The 15,839-nt window shown below is 64.0% G+C and carries 10 protein-coding genes and 1 tRNA gene; 10 read left to right on the forward strand and 1 reads right to left on the reverse strand.

Features of this window, described 5'->3' with window-relative positions:
• The first annotated feature begins 38 nt into the window (after positions 1-38).
• Entirely contained in the window at positions 39-2,912 is a 2,874-nt protein-coding gene (locus Q8R81_RS10545) for an autotransporter domain-containing protein (protein WP_305617577.1), read from the forward strand.
• 296 nt (positions 2,913-3,208) lie between these two features.
• Here Q8R81_RS10545 and Q8R81_RS10550 read toward each other — a convergent pair.
• Positions 3,209-3,282, reverse strand: a tRNA-Gly gene (locus Q8R81_RS10550).
• A gap of 256 nt (positions 3,283-3,538) precedes the next feature.
• Between Q8R81_RS10550 and Q8R81_RS10555 the strand changes: the two genes are divergently transcribed.
• The 9 genes from Q8R81_RS10555 (at position 3,539) to Q8R81_RS10595 (ending at position 15,804) form a co-directional block, all read left to right on the forward strand.
• Positions 3,539-5,365 (forward strand): DUF885 family protein, encoded by a 1,827-nt coding sequence (locus Q8R81_RS10555; RefSeq protein WP_305617579.1) that lies wholly within the window; start codon positions 3,539-3,541, stop codon positions 5,363-5,365.
• Between the two features lie 243 nt (positions 5,366-5,608).
• Positions 5,609-7,417: a quinohemoprotein amine dehydrogenase subunit alpha gene (gene peaA, locus Q8R81_RS10560; protein WP_305617581.1), complete on the forward strand. Its 1,809-nt coding sequence runs from the start codon at positions 5,609-5,611 to the stop codon at positions 7,415-7,417.
• Positions 7,414-8,868 carry a quinohemoprotein amine dehydrogenase maturation protein gene (gene peaB / locus Q8R81_RS10565; protein WP_305617583.1) on the forward strand — a complete coding sequence of 485 codons (1,455 nt, stop codon included), beginning with the start codon at positions 7,414-7,416 and terminating at the stop codon, positions 8,866-8,868. The genes peaA and peaB overlap by 4 nt, the downstream gene beginning before the upstream one ends.
• Positions 8,865-9,191 carry a quinohemoprotein amine dehydrogenase subunit gamma gene (qhpC, locus tag Q8R81_RS10570; protein WP_109796883.1) on the forward strand — a complete coding sequence of 109 codons (327 nt, stop codon included), beginning with the start codon at positions 8,865-8,867 and terminating at the stop codon, positions 9,189-9,191. The genes peaB and qhpC overlap by 4 nt, the downstream gene beginning before the upstream one ends.
• 49 nt (positions 9,192-9,240) lie before the next feature.
• Entirely contained in the window at positions 9,241-10,329 is a 1,089-nt protein-coding gene (locus Q8R81_RS10575) for a YncE family protein (protein ID WP_305617588.1), read from the forward strand.
• 56 nt (positions 10,330-10,385) lie between these two features.
• The gene (locus Q8R81_RS10580) at positions 10,386-11,381 is read left to right on the forward strand and encodes a hypothetical protein (protein ID WP_305617589.1); all 996 of its coding nucleotides are present in this window, start codon (positions 10,386-10,388) and stop codon (positions 11,379-11,381) included.
• The gene (locus Q8R81_RS10585) at positions 11,378-13,075 is read left to right on the forward strand and encodes an ABC transporter ATP-binding protein (protein WP_305617591.1); all 1,698 of its coding nucleotides are present in this window, start codon (positions 11,378-11,380) and stop codon (positions 13,073-13,075) included. Before Q8R81_RS10580 ends, Q8R81_RS10585 begins: the two co-directional genes overlap by 4 nt.
• Positions 13,068-13,733, forward strand: coding sequence for a S8 family serine peptidase (locus Q8R81_RS10590; RefSeq protein ID WP_305617593.1), 666 nt, complete (start codon positions 13,068-13,070; stop codon positions 13,731-13,733). The genes Q8R81_RS10585 and Q8R81_RS10590 overlap by 8 nt, the downstream gene beginning before the upstream one ends.
• 55 nt (positions 13,734-13,788) lie before the next feature.
• On the forward strand, positions 13,789-15,804 hold the full coding sequence (locus Q8R81_RS10595; protein WP_305617595.1) for a tetratricopeptide repeat-containing sulfotransferase family protein: 2,016 nt from the start codon (positions 13,789-13,791) through the stop codon (positions 15,802-15,804).
• Positions 15,805-15,839 lie beyond the last annotated feature (35 nt).

The following is a 15,839-nucleotide window of genomic DNA, read 5'->3' on the forward strand; positions in this document are numbered from 1 at the left end:
GTTAGCCCCTTTGCAAAGGAACAACCGGGGAAACGACGATGCAACGCACCAAATCCGTTCTGCTTGGCGCAACGGCGCTGGCGATATTCGTCGTGCCGCAGGTGGTAAGCGCACAGAGTGTGGCCTCAGGCGTAACGATACTCTCCGGCCCGGAGACACCTGCGACGAACGGCGAAATCGGAGCTGACAGCCTCATCCTGCCCAGAGCAATTTCTGCCGACGGCACAAGTGTGCTGGCGCAACCCATTCCTGCGGGAAATGTCGGGACTCCGATCGATAACAACATCTGGGTCTGGGTGAACGGCGTGCCGCGGTTGATTGCAATTGGTCGCCCCACTTTGCCGGGCGGTGAGGAGGCGCGCCAGTTTACGCCCTTCGATCTCAGCGGTGATGGCCGGACGATCACCGGCAGCGTCAACGGGCGCATCTCACTGTTGGACGGCACAACCTTGCGCACCTTCAATGTCCCGCGTTCGGTGTTCTGGACCGAGGCGACCGGACTTGTGCTGTTTCCGCAAATATCCGAAACCGAATTTGTTGGACGCCTTGGCGGCGCGCCTTCCGCCTTTGTGAACAGTGATGGCAGCTTCTTTGCCGTTTCCAGCTCGCCGCTCCCCTATCTGCCCGATGGCTCTCGCAATCCGGCGCCGCGCCTGTCCCGCGCGCATCGTTTCAGCGTTGCTGGCGGATACGAGTCTCTGGGAAGTCTGGGCGCGACTGTCTCGTTGATGGTGAGCGGCATCAACGGCGCTGGCGATGTCATCATCGGCAATTCGGTTGATCTTGTGGCAACCAATTTCGATGAGAATGGTGATGCCATCAATCAGGGCGCGTTTCGCTGGGATGCAGCGACCGGCCTGACCCAATTGCCTGACCTGTCGGCGGCTCCGCTCAATGGAACCGTGGGGCGGCAAGCCGCCGCGGTCGCAGTAAGCCGCGATGGCTCAACCATCGTCGGCAGCTCGCGCGGCAATGATGGCCGCACGCAGGCAGTGCTGTGGCGCGCCAGCGGTATTCAGGCACTCGGGTTCGTGCCCGGGTTCGACAATGCTGGTGCGATTACCGTTGCCACAGCCGCCAGCCACAATGGCAGCATCATTGGCGGACAGGGGACGGGCGGGCCGTGGCTATGGGAAACGGCCAGCGGCATCCAGAGTTTGCAAACCTTGGTCCAGAATGCCGGAATTGGCCTGAATGGTTTCACCTTGACGGATCTGAACGACATTTCCGACACGGGTGAGTTCATCACCGGCGGGGCCTTCAACGCGGCTGGCGGGCTGGATGAGTTCGGCCTTCCTCTGGTGGTCCGCGGGTTCGTGCTGCAAATTCGGCGCGCGGCCCCAACGATGCTCAGCACCTCGGCGCAACTGGTCGTTACGCTCACCCTGCCGGGGGTAACGCAGACCTCGATCGTCAACCAGACCTTCAGCACGCAGGTCGATGCCCTGCTCAATGGCACAAATGTGTTCACCCGCACCGTTGGCGATACGATTACCGGCAGCCTTGGCGTGGCTGCGCTGGCCGATGCGCGGGCATCCTTGCAGCAGACCAGCGGCCTGCGCCGTGTGGTGATTGGCGCGCCGGTGCTGATCTCAAACGTCACGACGGTGCTCGGCAGCACCAGCAACACGGTGGATGTCGCCTCTGGCACGCAGGTGACCTCAGCAACCGTTGTGACAAACGGCCCCGCAATTGTCGCTACGGGCAATCTCGGCACTTGCGCTACGGCGGCGGCGAATGGCGTCAACCCCACCGGCTGTTCGCTTCCGGGAACCCCGGTGACGGTGGGTGCAAACGTCATCAACACCAACACCTTCACTAACACGATCAACAGCGTGACGCCCACAACCACGCAAACCGTCAACCAGTTGATCACTGCCCGCTGGCAAATCTCCGCCACCGCCGGCAACCAGTTCGGCACCGCCCATGCGCTGGTCGGCCCCGCCGCCTTTGAACGCGGCGACCGGTTGGTTGGGCAGTTGCTCGGCATGAATAGCGGCAACGCTTCGGCAGCAAGCGGCATTACCCGCGCGACGATGCCTGTGCGCGATGAGTCCGGCCTCGGCGGCGGCGAAAGCGGCCTAACGATGTTTGGCGGCTATTTCGGCAGCCGCAGTTCGATTGATGCCGACGCCAGCATCTTTGTTGCGCGGGTCAAGGGCAACAGCAACGGCTTCGTCCTTGGTCTGCAACAGGCACTGGGTGACGCTGCACATATCGGCATTGCGGTCGATCATGGCACTTCAGATTACACCGTCCGCGATCCGCTTTATCCCGAAACGCTGATGCTGAAGCATACGCAAGCCGCATTGTTCGCCGGATGGAGCGACGGCGGGTTCTCGCTGAGCGGAGCTGCACTTTACGGCTTTGGCACGGCGCGCACATCGCTTTTGACGCCAACAACCCCCGCTACCGGATCGCGCGATGTGAACAGCTGGTCACTCGGCGCGCAGACGGGTTATGCGGTGGCTTTAAGCAAAAGCGCCAACCTGACCCCACATGTCGGCATCCGCCACACTTCAGCCAGGCTTAAGCGCTTTGCCGAAGTGGGCGGCCCAAACCCGCTGCTTGGCCTAGCGCAAACCGTCAACCGCACGCGGATATATGCCGGACTTGAGGCCAAGGCTGGCATCAATCTCGGCGGACTGACCCTCACCCCACGCGTCTATGGCCGTATTGCCCGCGACAGTGGCGACGCCAGCGGCACCGCCGACCTCGTCTTCGCCAGCACCCCCACCGGCCCGGTGATGCAAGCATTCGGCCCTCGCGTGGGTCGGACGGTTACCGAAATTGGCGGAACGCTAGATGCTGCAGTCAGTGGCAAGGTCCACTTGTGGGCAGGCTATGACGGCAGCTTCCGCAACGGTGCGCGCAGCCATGCGGCCAAGGCAGGTGTCACGGTAAGGTGGTAGGGTACGGCCAGCAGCTTCTGGCGGCCATCTACCCGATACTTGAGCCGCCAGAGCTTGCCCCCAACCGAGGGTGACTGTGAGCAGACGACGTTGAACGCCTTCGGTCTGACAACCATTGAATACCGTAGATTTCAGTGACCGGTCTAGACCAATGCGAACATTAGCGAACAGGGAAATGGAGCGGGTGAAGGGAATCGAACCACGCTCGTAGCGCCTTGGCGCGGAGAGCCACAAGGACTCGAGGGTTCCACGCCGGAACACGCAACATCGGGCGTTACGCGAAGCTAAAGTTATAATGGAGCGGGTGAAGGGAATCGAACCCTCGTATTCAGCTTGGGAAGCTGCTGCTCTACCATTGAGCTACACCCGCACGCGGCCATTTGAGGCGCAAGGTCCGGCTTGTGCGGACCGGGTGCGCCTCTGCCATGATCGGGGGCGCGCCGTCAACCGTGTGGTGGGCGGGAATGCGGCATTTGGGCAGCGGCAGTTTCAGATGTGACGATTTGTCTTGATTGGCGGGTTGCGCAACCGGTTGTTCTTGCGCCAGAACGGGCGGCATCGCAGGCCGGTTGCATCGCGCCGGACTGCCTCAACCCATCGCCGCCCATCTTGGCAGAGGAACCTTCATGAAGCCTACCATCACCGCCAGCCTGCTGGCTGTCGCCATCGGCCTGCTCTCGCCCGCAGTTGTATCGGCACAAGCGCCCGCCGCCCAAGCAACAACCGCCAGCGAAGACGCGCGGCTGACCGCGTTCCTCGATGCGGAATTCGCCACGTGGGTAAAGCAGCAGCCGCAGCTTGCCACGCGGCTTGGCATCAAGGACGGCGGCGACAGGTGGAACGACATTTCCGATGCCGCCTCCGATGCCGAAGTGGCTTGGCGGCAGGACAGCGCAAAGCGCATGCAGGCGCAGTTTGACCGCGCAAAGCTTTCGCCGCAGGGACAGGTGAACTTCGATATCTGGGCGCTTGAGGCCGATCGCGCCGCGCTTTCCAACACGGATCGCAAGTATCGCCCGCCGCTCTATTCGCGGCTCTATTCGGTCCACAGCCAGCTGCCCGATTTCCTTGTGAACACGCATGGCGTGGCGGATGTGACGGACCTGAAAAACTACATCGCCCGCCTGCGCGGCATTCCCGCCGTGCTCAATGTGGCGATTGCGCGCACCAAGGCGAGCGAGGCCGCTGGCATCCGCGCACCGAAGTTTCAGGTGGAAACGGTCATCACCGGCAGCGAAAAGCTGATCGGCGGCGCGCCCTATGGCAACGGGCCGGACGCCGCGCTGTGGGCCGATGTTAAGGCGAAGACCGCCGCGCTGGTCACATCCGGCAAGCTCCCTCAGGCCGAGGCTGACGCCCTGCTTGCAGAAGCGCGCACCGCGATCCTCGATCTCAAACCCGCTTATGAGCGCGTAATTGCGTGGGGCAAGGCCAGTTTGCCACTGGCCCCCAGCGGCAAGGTAGGTGCAGTGTCGCTGCCCGGCGGCACGGCGTTCTATGCCAATGCGCTGAAGCTCAACACCACCACGGACCTGACCGCCGACGAAATCCACAAGATCGGCCGCGCCGAAGTGGCCCGGATTGAAGCGGAGCAGGACGCGCTTGCACGGCAGGCCGGTGTGGCTGATCGCAATGCGTTCTATGCCCAGCGCGCGCAGCTTCACCCGCCCAAGCCGTGGGACGATGCGGCCCGCGCCGAATACCTCGCCGCCGCCAATGCCTTCGTCGCCAAGACGCGCACGATGCTGCCCAACTACTTCGCCACGCTGCCCGAATACCGCATCGAAGTGGTGCGCGAACCAGCGTTTTCTGAAGTGCCCGGCGGCGCAGCGCATGCCTCTGCCCCCAGCCCCGATGGCACGCGGCCTGCACGCACTTACGTCCACCTCGTTGGCGATACGGAAGACCCGGCGGCGATGTACACGCTGATGTGCCACGAAGCGGTGCCCGGCCACAACACGCAGGGCGATATCCAGGTGCGGCAGAAGGGCGGGCCAAAGTTCCGCTCCGTCACCGGCTATGTCGCGTTCGGTGAAGGCTGGGGCCTTTATGCCGAGGCGATGTGCAAGGAAATGGGCGCATTCCCGGACATTGCCGCCGATTTCATGCGGTTGGATGCAGAACTGTTCCGCGCCGCGCGTCTGGTGGTCGATACCGGCATCCACGCGATGGGCTGGACCGAGGACGAGGCGGTGACCTTCATGAACCAGACCGGCCGCCAGCCGCTGGAATCTGCGCGGTCAGAAGTGCGCCGCTATATCACGCTGCCGGGGCAGGCCACGGGCTACAAGATCGGCATGCTCAAGATCATGGAACTGCGCCGCAAGGCCGAAAAGGATCTGGGGCCGAAGTTCGATATCAAGGGCTTCCACGACCTGCTGATCGCTTCGGGTTCGCAGCCGCTGTCTATCCTTGAGCGGCGGGTGAATGACTGGATCGCTGCCAAGTCCTGATCGGCTGATTCAGCAACAGATTTGAGGGGGTGGGCAGCGCGCGTTGCCCACCCCTTTTCTTTGCGCGAACGACGTATGGACGCCGCCGCATTGTGGGGCGAAGGTGCTGCCGACAGCGCGTCAAACCCTTTTCGCACCTGCAAAACAAAGGCGTTGACGAACTTTTGACACCTGTCCAGTCTTTGCCCTGACACCGCAGCCGACTCGCTCTGCCTGCGGCCTGCCAAGGGGGAAATTGCGACCATGACCGTGGCCGAAACCGTTGCGCGTGACTCTGCCGACAGCCTGACTGCCGCACACCCCAAACGTCCGCTGCGTGGGCGTCTCCTACAGTTTCTGGCCCTCACCTCCCTGCCCGCTGGCATCGTTCTGGCGCAAGCTGCCAAAGAACCGGCGCGCGATCCTTCCAACCCGGTTGAGACTGAGGCGGGCTTCCCGATCAAGGACGCGCTGGTCGTTGAAAAGTGCGGCACCTGCCATACCGCAGATGCGAAGGGCAACCTCTCACGCATCTCATACGTGCGCACCACGCCCGAAGGTTGGGCGCAGGTAATCCGGCGCATGTCGGCGCTCAATGGCCTGTCGCTGACGCCGGTCGAGGCCCGCGCGGTGATCCGTTCGCTCTCGGCCACCAATGGCCTTGCACCTGAAGAGGCAAAGCCCGTCGCCTACTTTGCCGAACACCGCATCATCACCGAAACCAGCATCCCCAACGAGACGATCCGCCAGTCCTGCGCGGCCTGCCACGCCTTCGCTCAGCCGCTGTCATGGCGGCGGTCAAAGGCGGAATGGAGCCTGCTGCGCAACCTGCACGTGGCGATGTATTCGCAGGCCGATGCGCAGTTCCGCAAGCCGGTGGAAGACCCCACACAGCCGGTCCCGGCCAGTGGCGCGCTGAAGCCGCTGCCGGTGGAAGTCGCGCTGGAGTACATGAACAAGACTGCGCCGCTGACGACGCCGGAGTGGACCAGGTGGCAGGCGCGCCAACAGTCGGCCAAGCTGGGCGGCAAGTGGCTCGTCAACGCGTTCCTGCCCGGCAAGGGCACCTATGTCGGCGAAATGGTCGTCACCCCGGCGGGCGGCGAGGATGACTATACCACCGCCATCACGCTGAAATCGCTGGCCGATGGCTCCACCCTGTCGCGCAGCGGCAAGGGGCTGGTCTACACCGGCTATTCGTGGCGCGGCACGTCAAAGAGTGGAGCCGAGGGCGCAACGCCCGATGCTCCCGCCGATCACGAAACGCGCGAGACGATGCAGTTCGCGCCCGATCGCAAGTCTGCCGAAGGGCGCTGGTTCTGGGGCGATTACAAGGAATTCGGCTTCAACGTGAAGCTCACCCGCGCCTCGGCAGAACCGACCGTTGCGGCCATCTGGCCCTATGCGCTGAAGTCCGGAAGCAAGGGCGCAACGCTCAAGCTGATCGGCGACGCCTTCCCGGCAGGGCTGAAGCCTTCCGACATCGATCTGGGCAAGGGCGTGACGGTCAGCAAGGTGGTTTCCGCCAGCCCGACCGAGGCAGTGCTGATGGTCGATGTGGCCGCCGATGCAGCCGTTGGCGCGCACGATGTGGGCCTTGGCGGATCGGTGCTGGCCGCTGGCCTGCCGGTGTACAAGAAGGTCGATTATCTGAAGGTGACGCCCGAAACCGCCATCGCGCGCCTTGGCGGCAGCGAGAAGCACACGCCGGGATACCAGCAGTTCGACGCCATCGGCTATGACGCCGGGATCGACGGCAAGCCTTACACCTCCGACGACGTGGCGCTGGGGCCGGTCGACGTCACGTGGTCGATGCAGGAAATGCAGACCGTCTATTACGACGATGACGTGAACTATGTCGGCAAGCTGAGCCAGACCGCGCTGTTCACACCCGCCATCGATGGCCCGAACCCCGAACGCAAATGGGGCCGTAACAACTACGGCGAAGTCTGGGTCGTCGCCACGGCCAAGGCCGAAAAGGATGCGCTGGGCCGTCCGCTCACCGCCAAGTCGTTCATGGTCGTCACCGTCCCTGCCTATAAGCGCTGGGATCAGCCGGAGGTGGCCAAGTGACCACAATTCTCGCTCCGAAGTATCGCCGTGGTGACATCCACCTGTTCGACGCCGATGGCGCAGGGTTCGTCTACCTCGCATCAGCCGGCGCGATCTTCGCGCTGGATGAAGGTGCAGCAAGCGTCATGGCGCTGCTGGGCGAAAGGCAGATGGCCTATGGCGAAATGGTCGGCGCGCTGGTGGAGGCAGGCTATTCGCGCGCCGATGCAGAAGACCTGATCCGCGAGCTGCGCGCTGTGCGCGGCATCGTTTCGGACGAAATCCGCGAAGCGCCGCTGGCCCCGCCTGCGCCGCCCGAGGACTATCCGTTGCAGGCACTGGTGCTCAACGTCACCAACCAGTGCAACCTTGCCTGCACTTATTGCTACGAATTCGGCGCGGACAAGATCGCCACGCCTGCGGGCAAGCCCAAGTACATGACGTTGGAAACCGCCAAGACATCGGTCGATTTCCTGCTGAAAAGTTCGGGCGACCGCGAAAGCCCGCACATCACGTTCTTCGGCGGTGAAACGCTGATGAACTTCAAGCTGCTGCGCGATGTGGTGCTCTATGCCAACGAAGCCGCCGCCGCGGCGGGCAAGCGCATGACCTACAGCCTGACCACCAACGCCACGCTGCTGACTGACGAGATCATCCAGTTCCTGTCCGATCAGGCCGTGGGCGTCACAGTATCGATGGACGGCCCGCCGGACCTGCAGGACAAGCGCCGCGTCTACAAGAACGGCAAAGGTTCCTACGCGGTGATGGAACCGCGCCTGCGCAAGCTGATTGCCGGGCACAAGACCCGCGCGATTACTGCCCGCGTCACGCTGACCGAAGGCGTGACCGATGTGATCCGCATTTACCGCCACCTGAAGGACGATCTGGGTTTCCACGAAGTCGGATTCGCGCCGGTAACGGACTCGGGCGAGCAGGCCTACACGCTCGACAGCGATGGCATGGACACGGTGGTTTCGGCCTTCCATGAACTCGCCGCCGAATGGCTGGCCTATGCCCTTCGCGGTGAAATGCACGGGTTTTCGAACGTATCGGAAACGATCAGCGAACTGATCCAGGGCACCAACAAGTCGCACCCCTGCGGCGCGGGGCTTGGCCTTGTCGGCGTCAGCCCCTCGGGCGATCTTTCGCCGTGCCACCGCTTCACCGATGCCGATACGCATGTGCTGGGCCACGTGACGACGGGGCTGGACAAGGAAAAGCGCACCGACTTCCTGACGCGCGGGCACGTGGGCGCAAAGTTCGACTGCGCATCGTGCTGGGCACGTCCGTTATGCGCGGGCGGATGCCATCACGAAGCGTTCGTCCGCTATGGCGATACCGGCCACGCAAACCTGCATTACTGCGACTGGATCCGCGAATGGACCGAGGCCTGCCTGAAGATTTACGGCACCGTCGCCCAGCGCAATCCTGAATTTCTTGAACGCTTTGCTGCACGAAAGGGCTTGTCATGAAGCACCTGAAACCCCTGAACAAGAAGGCACTGCGGATCGAGGAAACCATTTCCTCAACCGAGGAAGACGTCATCGCGCTTCAGCAGAAGCCGATGCACACCCCGATGGGCTGCTCGATCTCGTTCTCACCCGGCTGGGAAGTCGACGCGGGCGGCGGCACGGCGGGTCTGTGCCAGCCGGCCGAGCGCGATATCTATGACTGCTACGTCACCTGCTTCTGGCCGGTGCAGGTGCCCGATCATGTCAACTACTCGCCCGATTGGGCCAGCAATTGCGCAACGGCGGCCAAGGACTGGCGCAGTCTCGACATCATCTTCCCTTAAGGCGCGCCGTCGCCGCCCCACGACATCCCTGCACCGGAAGAGCATTCCCATGAAGAAACTCGGTCTTGCATTGCTTGCCCTTTCCGCCGGGATCGTCCCGGCGCAGGCCTCCACGCTGTTCATGGGTTCATACCCCGACAAGATGCTTGTGCTGGATGAAGAAACCGGTGCGGTGAAGGACCGGCTGACGCTGGCATCGGGCCTGCCCACATCGATGCGCATTTCGAACGATGCGAAAAAGATCTACGTCACCACGATCACCACCAGCGGCATCGAGGTGATCGACACCGCGACCAAGAAGGTGGTCAATTCGTTCAGCCTGAACACGCCCACCACCCGCTATCGCTTCAACGGCGGCGTGCCCGATCCTTCGGGCCGGTTCTTCTACACGATGATGCAGAAGTTCGAGAAGCTGCCGGACCGCTGGACCGTCAGCCCGCAAATGTTCGGCGTGATCGATCTGACCAAAAAGGCCGTCGTGCGCACCGCAGACCTGCCGGATGAGGACGTGCGCGGTGGGGCTGGACGTGGCAATTACATGATGTCGCCCGATGGCAAGACCATGTTCCTGATCCGGGACAAGGTGCTCATCGTAGACACCGCCGCGTTGAAAGTGACCGACCGCCTTGAGTTCTCCAAGCCCGAAGCCACCGGGATCGAGGGCGTGAGCTTTGGCGGCGGGGTGGAGACGCTGCGCAACCCGAGCGAATACGTCTCGATGTTCACCGCGCAAGACCCGTTCATCCGCAACAAGGTTTATGGCGTGGGCCGGTTCAATCTGGCGACCAAGGCGTTTGATTTTCACCCCATCGGTCCTGCGCCGGTTGGCGGCGGCATGGCGGGTCTGCAAGTGTCGAAGGACATGAAGGAGGGCTGGACCGTCGTTACGCAGGAAAAGGTCGGCAACAAGCGCTGCGAGTTCTGGCACCTCGACCTGACGACCAATCTGGTCAAGAACAAGGCCGAGTTCCCCTGCCGCACGCGCTTCCAGTTCGGCATGTCGGGCGATGGCAAGATGCTGTATATCTACGGCGCAAGCTATGACATCGAGATGTACGATGCGCAGACGCTGCAGCACATCAAGACCGTCGATCTGGGCAATGACACCACCGGCGCGGGGATGATCATTACGCAGTGAGCGAGCCATCACTTCAGTTGAGGGGGCCCATTCACTTGAGGGGGCAAGGTGTCGCGGTGGCTACGGCCGCGCACCTTTTGGATCGGGCCGGGTTTGCGTTTGCGCGCGAACCCGGCCTTCGCCGTCCGGTGCCGGTGATCATGCTGAGCGATCCGGCGCTGGCGCTGTTGCGCGATGTTTACGGCAACCCGATGCTGTTTGCCGACAAGCCCCGGATTGAGCGCCGCGCAGTGCGTTGGGGCAGCCCCGAAGCGGTCACGATGCCGCATGGCGCGGTGGTTGTTTCCGAGGATGATTTGAGCAATGTTCTTGATATGTTTCCCCGGGGAAACACATTGGAAGCAAACGATAAAATCCAACATTCCAATGATTTCAATGGCAGTTTCTCGGTCCACGCAATGCCACCGTTCCCGCAACGGGAAACGCTGCGCTTCGGCGAGCGCCTTTCGGCCACCGCCCGCGTCACGCTGAAGCCCGATGTTGCGCCCGCCACCTGCTGGATCGAGGCGGTGGATGCTGGCTGGCTGTTCCTGATCCCCGATGGCTTTGGCCAAGCGTGGTTGCTGGCCGTCGGCGGCGCGCCGGAGGTGTTGGCGCACAATGCTCCGCTGATCGGCCCCCTGATCGACGCTCTCGAACCTTCAGGCGGCCAATTCGACACCAGACCGCGCATGCTGGCTCAACTGGCCGGAGACGGCTGGCTCGCCTGCGGCGCAGCGGCCATCGCCTTCGATCCGATTTGCGGCGATGGCACCGCGCAGGCCGCCCGCGAAGGGATACTGGCCAGCGCCGTAATCGCCGCGCTGGCGCGGGACGAAGATGCAGGCGCGCTGGCCACGCACTACCATTCGCTGCTGCTAGCCTCGCTGCGGCGGCACTTGCAGCTGTCCTTGCCGTTCTACGCCAATGGCGGTGCAGGGCCTTGGTGGCACGAACAGTACGCCGCCGCGCGCGAGGGGTATGACCGGACCACCGCGCTGCTGGCAAAGCTGCCCGAACCGCGCTTTGCCCTGCATGGCTTCGACCTGATCCGGCGCGAGCAGGCGGCATGAACCCGGCCCCCAAGATCGCGCCGTGGAGCACCTACAAGCGGCTCTGGCCGTGGCTCAAACCCTATGCGCCGCGTCTGGTGCTGGTCCTGCTCGGCAGCCTCGTCGCCACCGGCCTGACGCTTGCGCAGCCGTGGATTTCCAAGCTGATGATCGACGAAGCGCTGATGAAGCGCGACTGGGAGATGCTGGTAAAGATCGCCGCGCTGATGGTGGGCGCGACCGTGGGCGGATTTGCGGTCAATGCGCTCGTCTCCTACCGCTATGTCGGGCTTTCGGCGCAGATGCTGTTCGATATGCGCGTGGCTCTGCTGCGCCATCTGCAGCGTCTCTCCCCGCGATTTTACGGCAGTTTCCGGCTGGGCGATCTGATGTCGCGGCTGAACAGCGATGTGTCCGACGTGCAGCGCGTGGCGGGCGATACGCTGCTATCGGTGCTGAGCAACGTGCTGTTCTTTACCGGCAGTGTGGCGATGATGCTGTGGCTGGACTGGAAGCTGTTTCTGGTCGGCACGGTGCTGGTGCCGCTGGCGGTGGGCAGCTTTCTGCACTTCCAGCGCAAGATGACCGACCTGACGCGCCAGATGCGCGAGAGCGGAGCCGACATCGGCAGCCTGCTGGCCGATACGATCATCGGCATGCGCACCGTCAACGCGCTGGGGGCCGAGGCGCATGAGGCCGACCGGTTTGGCAAGGCCAACGGCGGGTTCGTGGCCACGATGCTCAAGATGCAGACCGTCTCGTTCCTGACCGGTGCCCTGCCCGGCACGATCGTAACCGCATCGAGCGCGGCGGTGATCCTCTATGGCGGCAAGCAGATCATCGATGGCACAATGACCATCGGCGCATTGGTAGCGTTCATAACCTATCACGGAAGGCTGCTGGCCCCGGTGCAGGCGCTGATGGGGCTGACCGCCAGCCTTGCGATGGCGCGCGTGGCGCTGGCGCGGATTTTCGAACTGTTCGACACCGCGCCTGAGGTGGTCGAGGCTCCCTCCCCCTGGCCGCTGCCGGGGGTGACGCGCGAGATCCGGCTGGAGGGCGTGACGATGCACCACGGGCGCGAGCCGGTGTTGCAGGATGCCAGCCTTGCCATTCCGGCAGGGTCACTCACTGCGATCATCGGGCCATCGGGCGCTGGCAAATCGACGCTGGCGGACCTGTTGGTGCGGTTCCTCGATCCGGTTGAAGGCCGTGTGACAATCGATGGGGCAGACCTGCGAGAGCTGTCGCTGAGCGATCTGCGCGCGCGGGTGCTGCTGGTGGATCAGGCACCGTTCCTGTTCAACGCATCCATCGCCCAGAACATCGCGTTTGCGCGGGGCGATGCGGCGGAAACGGATATTGCCGCAGCCGCCAGCGCTGCCGGGCTGGACGCCTTGATTGCGCGCCTTCCCGAAGGCCTTGCGACGCGCACCGGTGAGCGGGGGTTGGCGCTATCGGCGGGCGAACGCCACCGCATCGCCATCGCCCGCGCTTTGCTGCGTCAGCCCGATGTGCTGATTTTGGATGAACCCACCGCCGCGCTGGACGAGGCGACCGAGCAGCTCGTAGCCAAGGGCCTGCGCCGTGCCCTGCCCCACGCCACGCTGATCGTGATTACCCACAAGCCAGCGCTGGCCGACATGGCCGATCATGTGATCCGGCTGGAGCACGGGCGAGCGCGGATCGAGCCGCAGGTTTCTGCGCATGGCTAGGCGGATTGCAGTGATCGACAGCGGGGTTCACCCTGCGCATCCGCATATCGATGCCGCGCGGCTGCTGCCGGGGCTATCGGTGCTGGCCGATGGCACAGTGTTGAGCGATCCTGCTGAAACCCTCGACAAGCTGGGCCACGGCACGGCGGTGACGGCAGCAATTCAGGAGTTGGCGCTAGAGGCCGACGTGCTGCCGATCCGCGTGTTCCGCGATGGGCTGCGCGCCAGCGCCCGCGCGCTGGCAACGGGCATCCGGCAGGCGCTTGAGGCGCAGTGTAACCTCATCAATCTCAGCCTCGGTACGGCCAATCCCGCGCACGCGGAAGTCTTTGCCATGCTGGCGGAGGAAGCGGCGGCGCAAGGGGCGCTGATTGTCGCAGCGTTCGAGGCCGAGGGCGCGCCGTGCTGGCCGGGGTGTTTGCCGCAAGTTCTTGGCGTAGGGCTGGACTGGGACTTGCCGCGCGGGGTGCCGTGTCTGGCAGCGGATGGTGCCAAAGTCATGGCATCGGGCTATCCCCGCCCGATCCCCGGCGTGGAGCCGCGCCGCAATCTGTATGGCGTGAGCTTTGCCGTTGCGCAGGTGACGGGGTGGATCGCAGCGCGCGGGCTGCCGAGCAGGGATGAGGTGATGGCGGCGCTCGAACGCTGCACGGCGTGATCCTTGCGCTGAATCGCGTACACCCATTGCCGGGCACGCGGCCTAGGCTGCTGCCATGATCCAGCAGTTGCGCACGCCTCCCCCCGCCCAGATGCTCGCCGAGGCAGAAGGACTGCTGGAAAAGCAGCCGCATCTGGCGCTGGGCAAGGCCGAGGCCATGCTGCGCACAGCACCCGGCTTTGCCCCGGCGGAGTTCCTTGCCGCACGGGCCTTGCGGCGGATGGGCAAGGGCAAGCAGGCGGTGGCGAAGCTGGACGCTCTGGCACGGGCCAATGGCCGAGTTCCGGCGGTGCTGTGGGAACTCGGGCAGGCGGCGGCGGAGATCGGCGATACCCCGCGTGCCATTGGCGCGTTGCAGGCGTTGACGCAGTTGCAGCCTGCGGTGGCTTCGGGCTGGTTCCTGCTGGCGCGGCAGTTGCGCAAGGCCGGGCGGGCGCAGGATGCTTGGCGGGCGGATCTGTCGGGCGTTCATGCCTCATCGCGCGACAAGCAGCTGCTGCAAGCGGCGGTGGCGGTGAATGACGGTGATCTGGACGCGGCGGAGGCCCTGCTTTCGGCGCGTACCGATGATCCTGCTGCGCTGCGCCTTTATGGTGAAATCGCGTGGCGACGGGGCGAGATGACGCCCGCGCTGGAGCGGGTGGAGAAGGCCGTGGCGCTGGCACCGGGCTTTGATCTGGCGCGCGATTTTCTGATCCGGCTGCTGTTGCAGACCAACCGCCTGCCCGAAGCGCTTGAGCATGCCGAAGTGCTGGTGCAATCGCCTATCCCGTCGCCCGGACACCGGCTGATCCTCGCCTCGGTGCTGGTGCGGCTGGGGCATCAGGAGCGGGCGGCGGGGCTTTATCGTGCGCTGCTGGCCGATCAGCCCGACCAGCCGCAAGTATGGCAGAACCTTGGCCATGTGCTGAAAACGCTGGGCGAACAGGCCGAGGCTGTGGACGCCTATCGCGCTGCTGTTACGCGCCAGCCAACGATGGGCGAAGCGTGGTGGAGCCTTGCCAACCTGAAGACGGTGAAGGTGGGGCAGGTCGACATTGCCGCGATGGAGGCCGCGCTGGCAACGCTCGATCCCGAGGACGAGGCGCGGCGGGAGGACACGTTCCATCTGCACTTCTCCCTGGGCAAGGCGTTGGAGGACGCCAAGCGCCACGACGCCTCGTTCGCGCACTATGCCAAGGGCAATGCGCTGCGCCGCACGATGATCCGGCACGATGCGGACACCTTCTCTGCAGAAGTGCAGGCAGCGAAAGAGACGTTCACGGCAGCGTTCCTCACCACGATGGGAGATGGCGGGTGCCCTGCCCCGGACCCGATCTTCGTGGTGGGCTTGCCGCGCTCCGGCTCCACGCTGGTCGAGCAGATCATGGCGAGCCATTCGATGATCGAAGGCACGATGGAACTGCCCGAGATGATGATGATTGCGGGACGCCTGCAATCGCGGGTGGACGAGGGCGAGTTTGCCGATTTCGGCGCGATGGTCGCCTCGCTGACGCCCCCCGACCGGACGCGACTGGGCGAGGAATACATCGAGCGCACACGCATCCACCGCCAGACCGATCGGCCTCTGTTCATCGACAAGATGCCCAACAATTGGCAGCACATTGGCCTGATCCGGCTGATCCTGCCCAATGCGAAGATCGTGGATGCCCGGCGCCATCCGCTGTCGTGCTGCTTTTCGGGCTGGAAACAGCACTTCGCGCGGGGGCAGACCTTTACGTACGATCTGGCCGACATCGGGCAGTATTACCGCGATTATGTGGGCATGATGGCGGCGTGGGACGCGCAGATGCCGGGCACGGTGCACCGCGTGATCTATGAGCGGATGGTAGCCGATACGGAAGCCGAAGTGCGGCGTTTGCTGGAATACATTGGCGTGCCGTTTGAGGCCGGATGCCTTGAGTTCTACAAGAACGAACGCGCAGTGCGCACGGCGAGTTCTGAGCAGGTTCGCCAGCCGATCTTCAAGGACGGGTTGGAGGCATGGAAGCCTTATGAGCCTTGGCTTGGGCCGTTGAAGGCGGCGCTGGGGCCGGTGCTGGAGAGCTACCCCGACGCGCCGGTGGGGTGATCCCCCGCGACGGCGGGGCCCTCACACTGCCCTTT

This window comes from Novosphingobium sp. (genome assembly GCF_030696665.1).
In the GTDB taxonomy this organism is placed as follows: domain Bacteria; phylum Pseudomonadota; class Alphaproteobacteria; order Sphingomonadales; family Sphingomonadaceae; genus Novosphingobium.